A 15448-nucleotide genomic window follows, 5' to 3' on the forward strand; every position below is an offset into this window, starting at 1 on the left:
CAATGCCTGGAAACGCGGCCGCGCAAGGCCGCGTCGACCAGCGGCCGGCGGGATTCGACCAGCGGCCGGAGCGCCGGCGCCGCCGCGCCGGCGCCCCGAGCCTGGTCAGGCGTAGGTGACCTGCGCGGTCCGCCGCCGGCGGCGCGCCGCGGCGCCGACCGCCATGAAGCCGCCGATCATCAGCGCCCAGGTCGCGGGCTCCGGAACCGCAGTGATGGTGAAAGTGCCGGAACCGGTCGCACTGCCCAGCGAATAGGTGCCGGTGAAGGTGCCGCCGCCGAACGCCGACCAATAGCCGGCCGCGTCGTCGATCGCCTGCTGCTGCTGGGCGACCGTGCAGCCCGTGCAATAGGCGGCGAACGAGTTGCCGGTGCCGCGGCCGACCAGCCCGTCGACCAGCTGGGTGTTGGCGCCGCCCGTGATGAAGACGTCGTCCGCCGTCCACAGCGTGTCGTCCGCGCCCTTCAGCACGCCCCAATATTCGGCATTGTACTGATAGGCGCCGGCGGCGACCGAATATTGCAGGCCGTTGGCGGGATCGCTGGAGTTCATCACCAGCGACAGCTGGCTGATCGAGAACTGGCTGCCGTCGCCATCGATGCGGACGCCGAAATGCATGCGGTTGCCGAGCTCGCTGCCATATTGCGCGCCGAACGCGGCGGCCGGGCCAGCGACGCCTTTCCAGGACGGAAAGCCGGTCACGATCCCTTCGCGTGCGGTTACCGTCGACTGCGCCTTGAAATAGGTCGGCTGGTTGGGATCGCCCTTGGCGGTCAGGCCGTCATGAAGCGCCGAATTGATGTTCTGCACCCAGCCCGCATAGGAAGGCGAGCCGAAGGCGTTGGGCGCCAGCGTCGGCGTGACCGTGATCGTGGCGGCCTGGGCCGCAGACGCGCCGAACAGCGCGGCCGAAGCGGCCGCGAGCAACATGGTCTTGGACATGATACCCCCTCTCAGTTGTCGCTGAAGCGACCCCGCCCGGCGCTCTGCGGCGCCTGGACGACTCGGGTTTATAACCTGTTTAGGATTTTTGTCACGACCCGTTGCGTTCGTTACGATTTGAAATTGAACGCAAAGCGCTCCCGCACCAAGGCGGGAGCCGAAGCGCCTCAGCGCACCCGCGGGCCGCCGAAGGGGAGCGGCGGGGGCGGGCGGCGATCGCGCCGCGGCAGCTGCGCCTGATAGGCCTGGCCGCAATGGGCGACGCAATAGGGGAAGCCCGGGTTCACCGGCGCCCCGCAGAAATGGAAGTCCGGTTCGCCCGGATGGCCGAGCGGCCATTTGCAGATGCGCTCGTTCAGATCGAGCAGGCTGGTCTTGCCGGCGATCTCCGGGCTCGGCTTGGCCGGCACCAGGCGGCGCGGCGGCGCGGGCGGGATCGGCGCGGAGGTCTCGCCCGGCGCCTGGCGGAGGAAGCCGCCGGGGCCGATCGAGCGGATCTGCGGCTGCGGCGGAGCCGGAGGCGCATCCGGCGCGGCTGCGGCCGGCGCGGGGCGCTCGGGCGCGGGGAGCGCGACGCGGGGCGCGGGCGCGGGGCGCGGCGCCGTCTCGGCGCGCGGTTCCGCGGGCGCGGCGGCGGGAACGACGGCGTCGTCCTTGCCCTCGCGCACCGGCGACGGACGCGACTGCAGGCCCAGCCGGTGCGCCTTGCCGATCACCGCGTTGCGGCTGACGCCGCCCAGCTCTTCGGCGATCTGGCTGGCGGTCATTCCCTTTTCCCACATCGATTTCAGCTGGTCGATGCGTTCGTCAGTCCAGGCCATCGTCGTCCTTACGTCCCAAAAATCCTGCGCCTTGCGGGTGAGGCCGTCAGCCGATAGGCGGGCAGCCGATGCTCGACCAGTCCCAATCCGGAGTCCGCCTCGCACCCGGCATCGCGTCCATCACGAACGTGAACTGGCCGGGCTTGCGCGCCCTTTATGTGAAGGAGGTGCGGCGTTTCTTCAAGGTGCAGCTCCAGACGATCTGGGCGCCGGCGATCACCAACATGCTGTTCCTGGCGATCTTCACGGTCGCGCTGGGGCGCGCGGGGCGGACGGTGCTCGGCCACCCGTTCGCCGATTTCATCGCCCCCGGCCTGATCGTGATGGGCATGCTGCAGAACAGCTTCGCCAACGCAAGCTTCTCGCTGCTGGTCGGCAAGATCCAGGGCACGATCGTCGACTATCTGATGCCGCCGCTTTCCCATGGCGAGCTGCTGGCGGCGCTGAGCGGCGCGGCGGTGACGCGGGCGATCCTGGTCGGCTCCACCGTGTGGCTGGCGATGCAGCTCTGGCCCGGCGTGCACGTGATGCCGCGCCATTTCTGGGCGGTCGCCTGGTTCGGCGTGCTGGGCGCGCTGTTCCTCGCCTTCCTGGGCATCCTGACGTCGATCTGGGCGGAGAAATTCGACCATGCGGCATCGGTGACGAACTTCGTCGTCGCGCCGCTGTCGCTGCTGTCCGGCACCTTCTATTCGGTCGACGCGCTGGCGCCGGCGTTCCGCGCGATCAGCCATGCCAACCCGTTCTTCTACATCATCTCCGGGTTCCGATACGGCTTCCTGGGCGACGCCGACTCGCCGGTGATGATCGGCGCGATCGTGGTGCTGGCGATCGATATCGTGATGGGCGCGATCTGCTACGCGCTGCTGCGTTCGGGCTGGAAGATCAAGGCATGAGCTTCGTCGACTATCAGGCGCACGACATCGCCTGCGAGGCCTATGTCGCGCGGCCGGCGGGGGCGGGGCCGCATCCGGCGGTGCTGATCGCGCCGACGGTGCGCGGGCCGACGCCGCTGGAGCACGCCAAGGCCGACGCGCTGGCCGCGGACGGCTATCTCGCGATCGTCCTCGACCATTACGGGAAGGACCAGCGCGACCTCGGCGACCGGGCGATGGGGCTGATGAACGCGTTGCTCGCCGACCGGGCGCTGCTGCGCCGGCGGCTGCTCGCGCACCTTGCCTTCGCGCAAGGGCTGGAGGGCGTGGACCGCGAGCGGATCGCGATCATCGGCTATTGCTTCGGAGGGCTCTGCGCGCTGGACCTCGCGCGCACCGGCACGGACGCGATCCGGGGCGCGGTTTCGATCCACGGCATCTTTCCGCCGCCGGAGCTCGGGCCGCAGCCGCCGATCGCGGCGAAGCTGCTGGTGCTGCACGGCTGGGACGATCCGCTGGCGACGCCGGATTCGGTGCTGGGGCTCGCCAGGGAGCTGACCGACGCCGTCGCGGACTGGCAGCTCCACGCCTATGGCCACACGGTGCACGGCTTCACCAATCCGGAAGCGGCGGTGTCGGGGCGGGTGCTCTACAATGAAGATGCCGACCGGCGCGCGAACCAGGCGCTGTCCGCCTTTCTGGCCGAAGCGCTGGCTTAACCGATCATAACGGAAGCGTTCAGGCTCGCTCCAGCGCGACTCGCCTAATCCGGCGCCATGTCCGAAGAAGGAGTGAGTGCCATGAAAAGACTGATCGCTTCGCTTGCCATCGCATCGGCCGCCATGATCGCGGCGGCGCCCGCCTCTGCCCAGGGCTGGGGTCGCGACGGCAATATCCATCAGCGGCTGCAGCGGATCGAATATCGGATCGACCGCAATTTCCAGCGCGGATCGCTGACGCGCAACGAAGCCAGCCGGCTGCGCGCCGAAGCCAATGGCGTGCAGCGGCTCGCCTGGCGTTACAGCCGCAACGGCCTGACCGGCTGGGAGCATCGCGACCTGGAGCGCCGCGTCGACCGGCTGCAGAACCAGCTGCAGCGCCAGCGCTTCGACGACGATCGCCGCGGCTGGCGGCGGTAAACTAAATCCTCCCCTGCATTTGCAGGGGATGGGGAAGGGGCCGGAGCGAAGCGGAGGTATTTCCGCCCGCTGCGCGGTCGGCCCCTCCACCGCTCGCCTTTGGCGAGCGGTCCCCCTCCCCTCGCGATGCGAGGGGAGGATCCGGGTTGCGGGGTTGTCTCTCCCGGCCCCGGCTCCTATACGGCCCACAGGCGACCGTGCGGTCGCCTTTTTGCGTTTCTTGCCCAGGAGCCTTCGCCATGCCGATCACGCCTTTGATGCCCGTCTATCCCCGCTGCGGCGTGCGGCCGGTGCGCGGCGAGGGCGTGTATCTGATCGGCGAGAAGGGCGAGCGATATCTGGACTTCGCGAGCGGCATCGCGGTCAACCTGCTGGGCCACGGCCACCCGCATCTGACCAAGGCGATCCAGGACCAGGCGGCGACGCTGATGCATGTGTCGAACCTCTACGGATCGCCGCAGGGCGAGGCGCTGGCGCAGCGCCTGGTCGACAACACCTTCGCCGACACGGTGTTCTTCACCAACTCCGGCGCCGAAGCCGTCGAGTGCGCGATCAAGACCGCGCGCCGCTTCCACTATGCGAACGGCGACACGCACAAGACGACGCTGATCACCTTCAAGAACGCGTTCCACGGCCGCACGATCGGCACGATCAGCGCGACCGACCAGGAGAAGCTCCGCTCCGGCTTCGACCCGCTGCTGCCGGGCTTCAAGGTCGTCGAGTTCGACAATCTCGAAGCGGCCGAGGCGGCGGTGGACGACACGACGGCGGGCTTCCTGGTCGAGCCGATCCAGGGCGAGGGCGGTATCCGGCCGGCCAGCCAGGCCTTCATGAAGGGGCTGCGCCGCATCTGCGACGAAAAGGGCCTGATGCTGGTGCTGGACGAAGTGCAGTGCGGCGTCGGCCGGACCGGCACTTTGTTCGCGCATGAGCAGTACGGCATCACGCCCGACATCATGGCGGTCGCCAAGGGCATCGGCGGCGGTTTCCCGATGGGGGCGTGCCTCGCGACCGAGAACGCCGCCAAGGGTATGGTGATCGGCACTCACGGCTCGACCTATGGCGGCAACCCGCTGGCGATGGCGGCGGGGCAGGCGGTGCTGGACGTGGTGCTGGAGCCCGGCTTCCTGGAGCATGTCCGCGCGATGGGCGACCGCCTGCGCCAGGCGCTGGAGCAGATGATCCCGAATTACGACGATCTGTTCGACAGCGTGCGAGGCATGGGCCTGATGCTGGGCATCAAGCTGAAGTCCGACAGCCGCGCCTTCGTCGCGCACCTGCGCGATCATCACGGCCTGCTGACGGTCGCGGCTGGCGACAATGTCGTCCGCATCCTGCCGCCGCTGACGATTGACGAAAAAGACATCGCCGAGTGCATCGAGCGGCTGAGCGCGGGTGCGCGGGATTACGCGCCGGCGAAGGCGGCGTGAGGGCTTGAATCCTCCCCAAGCTGTGCTTGGGGAGGGGGACCATGCGAAGCATGGTGGAGGGGCCCGGAGCGAAGCGGAGGGTGAGTTCCGTCGGCTGCGCCGCCGGCCCCTCCACCGCCTTCGGCGGTCCCCCTCCCCATCGCTGCGCGATAGGGAGGATTTGTGACTCGCCACTTTCTCGACCTCTCCTCGGCCGGTGCGGACGGCGTTGCGGCGATGCTGGCGGACGCGCTTGCGCGCAAGCAGGCGCGGGGCGGCTGGCCGAAGGGCAAGCCCGATGCCGACCGCCCGCTCGACGGGCGGGTGCTGGCGATGATCTTCGAGAAGAGCTCGACCCGCACGCGCGTGTCGTTCGACATGGCGATCCGGCAGCTCGGCGGCACCTCGATCGTGATGGACGCAGGGAGCATGCAGCTCGGCCGCGGCGAGACCATCGCGGACACGGCGCGCGTGCTCAGCCGCTATGTCGACGCGATCATGATCCGCACCGACGATCCGGCGAAGCTGGAGGAACTGGCGGCCTATGCCTCGGTGCCGGTGATCAACGGCCTCACCGACCGCTCGCACCCGTGCCAGATCGTCGCCGACCTGCTGACCGCGCTGGAAAAGGGGGTGCAGCTGCCGGGCTCCAAATGGGCGTGGCTGGGCGACGGCAACAATGTGGTGCACTCGATCATCGAGGCGGCGGGGCTGTTCGGCTTCTCGGTCGCGATCGGCTGCCCCGAAGGCTATGACCCCGACGACAGCTTCGTGCGCGAAGCCAATGCGCGGCTGGCTGGCAGCAATGCGCGGGTGACGATCGAGCGCGATCCGGTGCGGGCAGCGGCGGACGCGGATGTGGTCGTCACCGACACCTGGGTGTCGATGGGGCAGGCGGACAGCGCGGAGAAGATCGCCGCCATGACGCCGTACCAGGTCAACGCCGCGCTGATGGCGCATGCCAGGCCGTCGGCGACTTTCCTCCATTGCCTGCCGGCGCATCGCGGCGAGGAGGCGACCGACGAAATCCTGGACGGCAGTCAGTCGGCCATCTGGGATGAGGCAGAAAACCGCCTACATGCACAAAAAGCGATTTTGCTTTGGTGCTTTGGACTTCTGAATGGAAAACCGGACTGAGCTGGACCGGACAGAGCTTGATCGGACTCTGGGGTTCGCGATCCTTCAACAACATGCGCGCGGGCGGCTGGTGCGGCTCGGGCCCGTGCTCGACCAGATCCTGTCCGCGCATGCCTATCCGCCGGTGATCGAGCGGCTGCTGGCGGAGGCGCTGGCGCTGACCGCGCTGCTCGGCTCGACGCTGAAGAACGAGACCGGCCAGATGACGCTTCAGGCGCAGACCGAGGGCGGTCCGATCTCGCTGCTCGTCTGCGACTATAAGGACAGCGAGCTGCGCGGCTATGTCCAGTTCGACGCGGACCGGCTCGCCCAGGCGCCGGCCGACCCGACTTTGTTCGCGCTGTTCGGCAAGGGCTATCTGGCGATCACCTTCGACCAGGCGCTGACCGGCGAACGCTACCAGGGCATCGTGCCGCTGGAGGGCGCGTCGCTGGCCGAAGCAGCGGAGAGCTATTTCGCGCAAAGCGAGCAGATCCCGAGCCTTGTCCGGCTGGCCCATCGTCACGACGCCTACGGTCGCGTGATCGCCGGCGGCATGCTGCTGCAGCACCTGCCCGAGGGCGAGGAAGGACGCGACCGGCTGCACGCGCGGCTCGATCACCCCGAATGGCAGCATGTCGAGACGCTGGGCGGCACGATCCGCGACGAGGAGCTGACCGATCCCGGCCTGCCGATGGAGACGCTGGTCTGGCGGCTGTTCCACGATGAGCAGGAAGTGCGCGTGCTGGGCGGCGCGGCGCTGACGCGCGGCTGCCGCTGCAACCGCGAGCATATCCTGGGCGTGCTGTCGCGCTTTCCGGCCGAGGAGCAGGAGAATATGGCGGACGCCGACGGGCTGATCCGAGTCGACTGCGCCTTCTGCTCGATCAGCCATCCCGTCCGGCTCGAGGAGCTGCAATCCGCGGCTTGATCGGGACGGGATCGTAACCAATTGTCCCTATCGGCCGCCGGCGGCCAAAGAGGGGACCGAATGCGATTGGTGGCGATCATGGTTGCGGGAGCGACGGTGCTGATGCTGGCAAGTGCCGCGCACGCGCCGATCCAGGCGTTCGGCCGCATCGAGCCGGGCCAGTGGCAGCTGCGCGCGCTCGACAATTCGGCGCCGGTCCGGCGGCTGTGCGTCGCCGACGCCTATGACCTGGTCCAGCTCCGCCACCCGGGGGCCGCCTGCTCACGCTTCGTGCTGGCGAACGAGCCGCAGACCGCGACCGTCCACTATACCTGCGCCGGCGCCGGCTATGGCCGCACGACGATTCGGGTCGAGACCCCGCAGCTGGTGCGCATCGAGTCGCAGGGCCTTGCCAACCAGTCGCCGTTCCAGGTGACGCTGGAAGGCCGGCGCCTCGGCAAATGCGAGCCCGAACACGCCGCCCGTTAAGCCGGCATTTACCATTGCGTGGTTAAGAGGATCGCGTGTCGAGTAGGCACGCTTTCCTCCCAAACGGCCGAGAGGCCGACTGGGCCGCCTTCGCAAGGAGGCGGCCCGTTTTCTTTTGGAAACCACCTCTCCCAAGGGGAGCGGTCGAGTCGGCGCAGCCGACCGGGTGAGGGGATACGGAGCTCAATATTTAAGCGCTTGGTCCCCCTCACCCCGCTCGCGCCTGATTGCGCGAGTCGCCCTCTCCCTATTAAAACGAGGCTCTCAGCGTCACGCGCAGATCGCGGCCCGAGAGCGGCGCGAAGTCCTTCAGGAAGCTCGCGTGGCGGCGGGCGTCGACGTCGAAGATGTTGTTCGCGCTCAGCAGGATTTCCGGCTTGTCGCGGCCCTCGCCGAACGGGCGGATGCCGACGCTGGCATTGACCAGCGTGTAGCCGGGAGTCGCCGTCTCGAACGGGGCGACCCGGTCCTGGTCGAAGCTGTGCTCGACCTCGACGCGGCCGTCCAGCAGCCCGCTGGTCGCGCTGATCCCGCCCAGCAGGCGCAGCGGCGGGATGCGCGGCACCGGGCCGACGCCCTTCACCGTGGCATGGACATAATCGGCAAGCCCGTTGGCATCGACCTTCCAGTCGCCGAAGCGGGCGAGAGTGACCGTCGCCTGCGCCTCGAACCCGTAATAGGTCGCGTCGGCCTGGGCCGACTGGAACACGGGCAGCCCGTCCTCGATCGCGCCGGTCTGGCGGTCGAAGATATAGTCGTCGAACTTGTTGTAATAGGCCGACACCTCCAGGATGTAGTTGCGGCCGCCGCCGCGCAGCGTCCCTTCGATGCCGAAGCTGCGCTCTTTCCTGAAGTCCGGGTTGCCGATCTCGAACGCCTGGGTGCCGGCGTGCGGGCCGTTGGAGAACAACTCCTCGGCGGAAGGCACGCGCTCGGTATGCGCGAGGTTCACGCCGAATTTCCAGCCCGGCACGAATTCGTAGCTGGCACCGGCCGAGCCTGACCAGGCCGTGAAGCGCCGATCGACGTTGATCGGATCGGACGAGATATGGCTGCGATCGACGCGGCCCCCGAATTCCGCCTTCAGCTTGCCCCAATCGAGCGTCTGCAATGTGAACAGGCTGTACTGGATCGTCTCGTTCTTCGGGACGAAGGCTTCCTCGCCGATCACGTTGAAGTCGCGGATCAGCATCTGGGTGCCGATCGAGCCCTGCCAGACGCCGCGCCGGTTCTGCACCAACTCCAGCCGTCCCTCGCCTCCCTTGTTGAAGAAGCGGGTGCCGGCGGTGCCGTCTTCCTCCAGCTCGGTATGCTTGTAGTCGGCGAAGCCGAAGCGGCCGCGCAGCTGCTTGAAGAAGCCGCCGCCCAGATCGAGCTCGGTGCGAGCGTCGAGGCGGGTCTGGTGCACGTCGAGGCGGGGCATCTCGCCTTCGCCGGTGGTGAGATCATAGCGGGCGGGCACGCCGTAGAGGCTGTCGTAATGGCTGAGCGCGAAGCCGAGCTGGCCGGTGTCGGTGATGACCGACGCGCCGCCGGCAATGTCCCAGGTCCGCGCGGCCGAGTTCGGCAGCCGGCCCTTGAGATCGGCGAGCGCGCGTACCTCCGGATTTGGGTTGGCGAGCGCCTGCGCGCGGGCGGCGGGCGAAAGCACATAGCCGCCGATCTTCAGGTCGTCGCCGTCGAGATAGCTGCCGTCGACGTGCAGCACGACCTTGCCCGATACCGGCAGGTCGACGGCGCTGGCGCCGAACAATTGGTCGGAGGCCGACGCATAGGTGCCGATCGCGTCGACATGGACGGCCTCGTCCGGCACTTCGCGCGGAATGCGCTTGTCGAGCACGTTGACGACGCCGCCGATCACCGACGATCCATATTGCAGCGCGGCCGGCCCGCGCAGCACCTCGATCCGGTCGGCGAGCAGCGGGTTGATGGTCACGGCATGGTCGACGCTGGTGTTCGACACGTCGAAGCTGCCGATTCCGTCGGTCAGGATATGGACGCGGTCGCCCTGGAAGCCGCGCAGGATCGGCCGCGACGCGTTGGGGCCGAACGAGGTGGAGGAGACGCCCGGCTGCCGGGCCAGCGTGTCGCCGATCGTCGAGCGGACCTCGCGCGCCAGATCCTGCCCGCTCAGCACCGAAACCGCCGACAGCACGTCCGCACGGTTCCGCTCGAACGGCGCCGCGGTGACGACGATGTCGCTGGACGTCGGCTCGTGATAGTCGCCCGGCGGGGCGGCTTCGTCAGCGGCGGCGGCAGGCGTTGTCAGCAGGGCGGCCAGCGCGGCGCCGGCAAGAAGGGCGAAACGGGACAAGGAGCAACTCCGGAAACAGCGCGGGCTGACTAGCGGTCGTGATACAATATATCAAGACGGTTGGTCGGAACGATGCGGCGGGTCGTCGATCAGCCGCGCGCGTCCATCGCGGACAGCACCGGCGAAGCGCCGCGCTCCGCATCGTCGCTGGAACCTTGAAATAAGCTGAACAGCTCGCGCCCCAGGCCGGTCGCCGGCGGGGGTGCAGGCACGACGGGGCGGTCCAGCGCGCCGGGCGTCAGTACCGCGATGGTGCCGGCCACCGCATCGACCCGGACCAGATCGCCGTCCGCGACGCGCGCGATCGGGCCGCCGTGCAGCGCCTCCGGGTAGAGGTGGATCGCGGCCGGCACCTTGCCGCTGGCGCCGGACATGCGTCCGTCCGTCACCAGCGCGACGCGGTGGCCGCGGTCCTGCACCACGCCCAGTGCAGGAGTCAGCTTGTGCAACTCCGGCATGCCGTTCGCGGCCGGGCCCTGGAAGCGGACGATGACCACAACGTCGCGGTCGAGCTCGCCGGCCTTGAACGCGCGCAGCACGTCGTCCTGGTCGGAGAAGACACGCGCGGGCGCCTCGATCACCCAGCGGTCGGGATCGACGGCGCTGGTCTTGATGATCGCGCGGCCGAGATTGCCGGCGAGCAGCTTCTGACCGCCGGTCGCCTGGAACGGATCGGCGACCGGGCGCAGCATGGTGGGATCGCGGGTCGCCGCAGGAGCCTCCACCCACTCGATGTGCTCCGGCGAAGGCCGGAGCGTTGCGATTTCAGGGCTCCGGCCTTCGCCGGAGCACTCGCGGAGGATCGGCTCACGCGTGTAGTCCGCCATGCCGTTCCGGGAGGTCGTCAGGATGTCGCCGTGCAGCAGGCCGGCATCGAGCAGCTCCCGGATCACGAACGGCATGCCGCCCGCCTCGCGGAAGTCGTTCACGTCGCCGGACCCGTTCGGATAGACGCGGGCGAGCAGGGGAGTCGCCTCGGAGACTTCCTCGAAATCCTGCCAGTCGATGAGGATGCCGGCCGCGCGCGCGATCGCCGGCAAGTGAATGGCGTGGTTGGTCGAACCCCCAGTCGCCATCAGCCCGACGCACGCGTTCACGATCGCCTTTTCGTCGATCACGCGGCCGATCGGGCGGTAATCATTGCCCGCCCAGCCGATCTCGGTCACGCGGTGCACGGCGGCGCGGGTCAGCTCCTGGCGCAGCTTCGTGCCCGGATTGACGAAGGCGGCATTGGGCACGTGCAGGCCCATCACTTCCATCATCATCTGGTTGGAATTGGCGGTGCCGTAGAACGTGCAGGTGCCGGGCGCGTGATAGCTGGCGGATTCTGCCTCCAGCAGGTCGTCCCGGCCGACCTTGCCCTCCGCATAGAGCTGGCGGATGCGCGCCTTCTCCTTGTTCGGGATGCCGGACGGCATCGGGCCGCCGGGGACGAGGATCGTCGGCAAATGGCCGAAGCGAAGCGCGCCGATCAGCAGGCCGGGCACGATCTTGTCGCAGATGCCGAGCAGCAGTGCGCCTTCGAACATCGCGTGGGACAGGGCGACGGCGGTCGCGAGCGCGATCGTGTCGCGGCTGAACAGCGACAGCTCCATGCCCGCCTGGCCCTGGGTCACGCCGTCGCACATCGCCGGCACGCCGCCCGCCACCTGCGCGGTCGCCCCGCGCTCGCGGGCGAAGATCTTGATCTGCTCCGGATAGCGTCCGTATGGCTGATGCGCGGACAGCATGTCGTTGTAGGCGGTGACGATGCCGATGTTCATCGCCTGGCCGGAGCGGATGACCGGCTTGTCCTCCTCCGATGCCGCGAAGCCGTGGGCGAGATTGCCGCACGAGAGGATGCCGCGGTTCGTCCCCGCCTCGCGCTGGCGGTCAATCAGGTCGAGATAGGCGGCGCGGGTCGGGCGGGAACGCTCGATGATCCGATTGGTGACGCGGGCGATGGCGGGGTGGAGATTTGTCACCTTAAACTCCGTATGCTCCGGCGAAGGCCGGAGCGTTGATCAGGGCTCCGGCCTTCGCCGGAGCACATGGAGCCGCTGCTCCCTTTACCCTGTCTCACTCATGCCAGCTCGCTCCGTCGCGTTCGATCAGCGCGATTGCGGCGGAGGGACCCCAGGTGCCGGCGGTATAGGGCCGGGCGGGCAGGCTCGCCTGGGTCCAGGCCTGGTTGATCGAATCGATCCAGGTCCAGGCCGCTTCCACTTCGTCGCGGCGCACGAACAAGGTCGGGTCGCCTTCGATCAAATCAAGGAGCAGCCGCTCATAGGCGATCCGCCGCCGCTGGCCGGCGGCTTCGGTCGACAGCGACACGTCGAGCGCGACTTCGCGCAGGTTCAGGCCGTGACGGTCGAGGCCCGGCTGCTTCGCCATCACCTGCAGCTGGATATTCTCCTGCGGCTGGATGCGGATCAGCATCGTGTTGGGCTGCAGCCCCTTGCCCCGTTTCGCGAAGATCGAATGGGGCACGGGGCGGAACTGGATCAGGATTTCGGAGCTGCGCTCGGGCATGCGCTTGCCGGTGCGCAGGTAGAAGGGGACGCCGGCCCATCGCCAATTGTCGATATGCGCCTTCAGCGCCACGAACGTCTCGGTGTCGGAGCTGTGGCCGAGCTCGTGCGCATAGGCCTTGACCGGCTCGCCGCCGACCGCGCCCGAGCCATATTGGCCGCGCACGCTCAGCGTTTCGACCGTTTCCGGTGACATCGGGCGGAGCGAACGGATCACTTTCACTTTCTCGTCGCGCACGGCGGCCGGCGTCATCGAGGCGGGCGCTTCCATCGCCACCAACGCCAGCAGCTGGAGCATGTGGTTCTGCACCATGTCCTTCAGCGCGCCGACGCCGTCATAATAGGAGACGCGGCCTTCGAGCCCGACCGTCTCGGCGACCGTGATCTGGACATGCTCGATCCCGCGCGCGCTCCACAGCGGCTCGAACAACATGTTGCCGAAGCGCAGGACCAGCAGGTTCTGCACGGTTTCCTTGCCCAGATAGTGATCGACGCGGAACACCCGCTCCTCGTCGAACACCGCGTTCACCGCGTCGTTCACTTCCCGGGAGGAGGCGAGGTCGTGGCCGATCGGCTTTTCCATCGCGACGCGGACGGTCGGCCCCGCCAGCCCCGCCTTGCCGAGCCCCTCGACCATCGGCGCGAACAGCGACGGGGGCGTCGACAGATAGACGGCGACGCCGCGATCGATCCGGTCGCCGACCATCTCGCGCAGCGCGGCGAATTGCGCGTCCTCGCCGCTGACCGGGCAATAGCGGATGCGCGACAGGAAAGCGGCGGCCTCGTCCGGCTCGTAGCGGTCCTCGGGCAGCGTCTTCTGCAGCTCGATCGAGGCGCGGAACCCATCGTCGTCCATCGCGCTGCGGCCGGACGCGACGATCTGCACGTCGTCCGGCAGCAGGCGATCGAGATAGAGGTTGTAGAGCGACGGAAACAGCATGCGGTGCGCCAGATCGCCAGTGGCGCCGAAGATGATGATCGTCTGGTAAGCGTCGGTCACGCGCATCTCCCGCTAGCCGCGGCTGTTCCTAGGGCGTGGGAGCGGCGGGTCAACCGAGCTAAATCTTCAGCTCCCGTGCGATCGTCTTTGCGGTGGTGGCGCCATAGGGCGGCTTGATGCCGGCCAGGCGGGCGATGTCGATCCTCGGCTGCCGATAGACGGCGCGCGCGTGGCTGAACGTCCTGAAGCCGTCGAAGCCATGATAGGCACCCATGCCCGACGGGCCGACGCCGCCGAACGGCAGTTCCTCGGCGGAGATGTGGAAGATCACGTCGTTGATGGTGACGCCACCGGAGATGGTCCGGTCGAGCACGCGGCGCTCCTCGGCCGCGTCGCTGCCGAAATAATAGAGGCCGAGCGGCCGGTCGCGGCCGTTCACGAAATCGATCGCCTCGTCGATCGTGCCGTAGCGCCTGACCGGCAGCACCGGCCCGAAAATCTCGTCCTGCATCACCGCCATCTCGTCGGTCGGATTGCGGACGATGAAGAGGGGCATCTTGGTGCCGTTCGACGCCGCGAAGTCCTCGCGCGCGGGGTTCACTTCGATCACGTCGCCGCCCTTGGCGCGGGCATCGTCGAGATAGGATTGCAGCCGGACATGGTGCCGCTCGTTGACGAGCGCCGTATAGTCGGGATTGTCGAGCAGCCGCGGATAGAGCGCTGCGGCGGCGGAGGTGAGCCCGGCGATCACCGCGTCCTCCTTGTCGTTCGGCACCAGCAGATAGTCCGGCGCAAGGCAGATCTGCCCCGCGTTCATCAGCTTGCCGGTCGCGATCCGCGTGGTGGCCTGACCGATATCGGCGGAGCGGCCGATGACGGTTGGCGACTTGCCGCCCAGCTCCAGCGTCACCGGCGTCAGATTGTCGGCGGCGGCGTGCAGGATGTGGCGGCCGATCCCGGTCGCGCCGGTGAAGATCAGATGGTCGAACGGCAGCGCGGAGAAGGCGCGGCCGGCCTCGGCGCCGCCGCTGACGAACGCGAGCTCCGCCGGATCGAAATATCGCCCCGCCAGCTGCTCGAATAGCGCGGCGGTGCGCGGGGTGAACTCGCTCGATTTCACCATTGCCCGGTTGCCGGCAGCCAGGATGCCGGCGAGCGGCGCCATCGTCAGCTGCACCGGGAAATTCCACGGCGCGATCACGCCGACCACGCCCTTGGGCTGGTATTCGACCGCAGCGCGCGCGCCGAGCAGGCCGAGCGGGAAGTCGAGCCGGCGCCGCTCAGGCCGCACCCAGCGGTCGACATGCTTGCGGGCATGCTTCAGCGCGCGGACGCTGCCGATCACGTCGGTCAGCATCGACTGCTCGCGGCTGCGATGGCCGAAATCGGCGGACAGGGCGGCGCAGAATGCGTCCGCGTTGTCGACGAGCATCCGGATCGCGCGACCGATCCGGTCCTTGCGGATGGCCGGCGGCACGGGGCGCTCGGCGTCGAAAGCGGCGCGCTGGGTCCGCAGCAGGGTCGTCAGGTCCATGCGCCGATCCTTCCTGAAATCTCCGCCCGCGACAAGGCGGCGGCGCGGCCCTCCCCGTAAAAGCCGCAGCGCCAGCGCAGCATTTCGGGAATCTAAACTGAGCCGCGATTAACCAGACCTTCTAACCGATCGCTGAAACTAGCAGGCCTATTCCGGCCCCGACCACGACGCGCCCGCAGGCTTTCCCTGGCCGCGTCTCGATCGGGGATAGCGATGACCATTTTCAATGTTGCGAGCAGTGCGGAACTGAGTGCTGCGCTTGCGAGTGCTGCGGGCGGCGACCGGATCGTCGTTGCCGACGGCAGCTATGGCCGGGTGAGCATTGCCAACCGCAGCTTCGATTCGACCGTCACGATCACGGCGGCGAATCCGGGCGCGGGCGCGCATTTCGACGGGCTCACCATCACCGGCTCGAAGAATGTGAGCCTGGTCGGCCTCGACCTCGGCCG

The 15448-nt window shown here is 68.3% G+C and carries 14 protein-coding genes; 8 read left to right on the forward strand and 6 right to left on the reverse strand.

The window, feature by feature from the left end; genetic code table 11:
- Positions 1 to 105 precede the first annotated feature (105 nt).
- The gene (locus tag GON01_RS16895; protein ID WP_232328674.1) at positions 106 to 942 is read right to left on the reverse strand and encodes a PEPxxWA-CTERM sorting domain-containing protein; all 837 of its coding nucleotides are present in this window, start codon (positions 940 to 942) and stop codon (positions 106 to 108) included.
- 167 nt (positions 943 to 1109) lie between these two features.
- Positions 1110 to 1763, reverse strand: coding sequence for a GcrA family cell cycle regulator (locus tag GON01_RS06090; protein WP_157026435.1), 654 nt, complete (start codon positions 1761 to 1763; stop codon positions 1110 to 1112).
- 68 nt (positions 1764 to 1831) lie between these two features.
- On the opposite strand from GON01_RS06090, the gene GON01_RS06095 reads away from it, so the two are divergent.
- From GON01_RS06095 to GON01_RS06125, 7 genes are all read left to right on the forward strand, one after another.
- On the forward strand, positions 1832 to 2659 hold the full coding sequence (locus GON01_RS06095) for an ABC transporter permease (protein ID WP_157026436.1): 828 nt from the start codon (positions 1832 to 1834) through the stop codon (positions 2657 to 2659).
- Positions 2656 to 3357, forward strand: coding sequence for a dienelactone hydrolase family protein (locus tag GON01_RS06100; protein ID WP_157026437.1), 702 nt, complete (start codon positions 2656 to 2658; stop codon positions 3355 to 3357). The genes GON01_RS06095 and GON01_RS06100 overlap by 4 nt, the downstream gene beginning before the upstream one ends.
- Positions 3358 to 3438: 81 nt before the next feature.
- The gene (locus GON01_RS06105; RefSeq protein ID WP_157026438.1) at positions 3439 to 3777 is read left to right on the forward strand and encodes a hypothetical protein; all 339 of its coding nucleotides are present in this window, start codon (positions 3439 to 3441) and stop codon (positions 3775 to 3777) included.
- Positions 3778 to 4016: 239 nt separating this feature from the next.
- Entirely contained in the window at positions 4017 to 5207 is a 1191-nt protein-coding gene (locus tag GON01_RS06110) for an aspartate aminotransferase family protein (RefSeq protein WP_157026439.1), read from the forward strand.
- A gap of 162 nt (positions 5208 to 5369) precedes the next feature.
- Complete coding sequence (gene argF, locus GON01_RS06115) at positions 5370 to 6323, forward strand: ornithine carbamoyltransferase (RefSeq protein WP_181599928.1); 954 nt, start codon at positions 5370 to 5372, stop codon at positions 6321 to 6323.
- Positions 6307 to 7233 (forward strand): Hsp33 family molecular chaperone HslO, encoded by a 927-nt coding sequence (gene hslO / locus GON01_RS06120; protein ID WP_157026440.1) that lies wholly within the window; start codon positions 6307 to 6309, stop codon positions 7231 to 7233. The genes argF and hslO overlap by 17 nt, the downstream gene beginning before the upstream one ends.
- A gap of 60 nt (positions 7234 to 7293) precedes the next feature.
- A complete protein-coding gene (locus GON01_RS06125; RefSeq protein ID WP_232328675.1) occupies positions 7294 to 7701 on the forward strand; it encodes a DUF3617 domain-containing protein in 408 nt (135 codons plus the stop codon).
- A gap of 250 nt (positions 7702 to 7951) precedes the next feature.
- On the opposite strand, the gene GON01_RS06130 is transcribed toward GON01_RS06125, so the two are convergent.
- From GON01_RS06130 to GON01_RS06145, 4 genes are all read right to left on the reverse strand, one after another.
- Positions 7952 to 10015: a TonB-dependent receptor gene (locus GON01_RS06130; protein ID WP_157026441.1), complete on the reverse strand. Its 2064-nt coding sequence runs from the start codon at positions 10013 to 10015 to the stop codon at positions 7952 to 7954.
- A gap of 89 nt (positions 10016 to 10104) precedes the next feature.
- On the reverse strand, positions 10105 to 11979 hold the full coding sequence (gene edd, locus GON01_RS06135; protein WP_181599929.1) for a phosphogluconate dehydratase: 1875 nt from the start codon (positions 11977 to 11979) through the stop codon (positions 10105 to 10107).
- Between the two features lie 94 nt (positions 11980 to 12073).
- The gene (zwf, locus tag GON01_RS06140) at positions 12074 to 13525 is read right to left on the reverse strand and encodes a glucose-6-phosphate dehydrogenase (RefSeq protein ID WP_181599930.1); all 1452 of its coding nucleotides are present in this window, start codon (positions 13523 to 13525) and stop codon (positions 12074 to 12076) included.
- Positions 13526 to 13583: 58 nt separating this feature from the next.
- Positions 13584 to 15068 carry a coniferyl aldehyde dehydrogenase gene (locus tag GON01_RS06145; RefSeq protein ID WP_332308474.1) on the reverse strand — a complete coding sequence of 495 codons (1485 nt, stop codon included), beginning with the start codon at positions 15066 to 15068 and terminating at the stop codon, positions 13584 to 13586.
- Positions 15069 to 15212: 144 nt separating this feature from the next.
- Between GON01_RS06145 and GON01_RS06150 the strand changes: the two genes are divergently transcribed.
- A partial coding sequence (locus tag GON01_RS06150; RefSeq protein ID WP_198159785.1) for a hypothetical protein occupies positions 15213 to 15448 on the forward strand: 236 nt, incomplete at its 3' end.

The organism is Sphingomonas horti (genome assembly GCF_009753715.1).
GTDB lineage: Bacteria > Pseudomonadota > Alphaproteobacteria > Sphingomonadales > Sphingomonadaceae > Sphingomonas_B > Sphingomonas_B horti.

What these genes read in the sequence shown, in the direction of transcription:
- GON01_RS16895 (WP_232328674.1), bottom strand. Translation starts at nt 942, where the DNA reads ATGTCCAAGACCATGTTGCTCGCGGCCGCTTCGGCCGCGCTGTTCGGC.
- GON01_RS06090 (WP_157026435.1), bottom strand. Translation starts at nt 1,763, where the DNA reads ATGGCCTGGACTGACGAACGCATCGACCAGCTGAAATCGATGTGGGAA.
- GON01_RS06095 (WP_157026436.1), top strand. Translation starts at nt 1,832, where the DNA reads ATGCTCGACCAGTCCCAATCCGGAGTCCGCCTCGCACCCGGCATCGCG.
- GON01_RS06100 (WP_157026437.1), top strand. Translation starts at nt 2,656, where the DNA reads ATGAGCTTCGTCGACTATCAGGCGCACGACATCGCCTGCGAGGCCTAT.
- GON01_RS06105 (WP_157026438.1), top strand. Translation starts at nt 3,439, where the DNA reads ATGAAAAGACTGATCGCTTCGCTTGCCATCGCATCGGCCGCCATGATC.
- GON01_RS06110 (WP_157026439.1), top strand. Translation starts at nt 4,017, where the DNA reads ATGCCGATCACGCCTTTGATGCCCGTCTATCCCCGCTGCGGCGTGCGG.
- hslO (WP_157026440.1), top strand. Translation starts at nt 6,307, where the DNA reads ATGGAAAACCGGACTGAGCTGGACCGGACAGAGCTTGATCGGACTCTG.
- GON01_RS06125 (WP_232328675.1), top strand. Translation starts at nt 7,294, where the DNA reads ATGCGATTGGTGGCGATCATGGTTGCGGGAGCGACGGTGCTGATGCTG.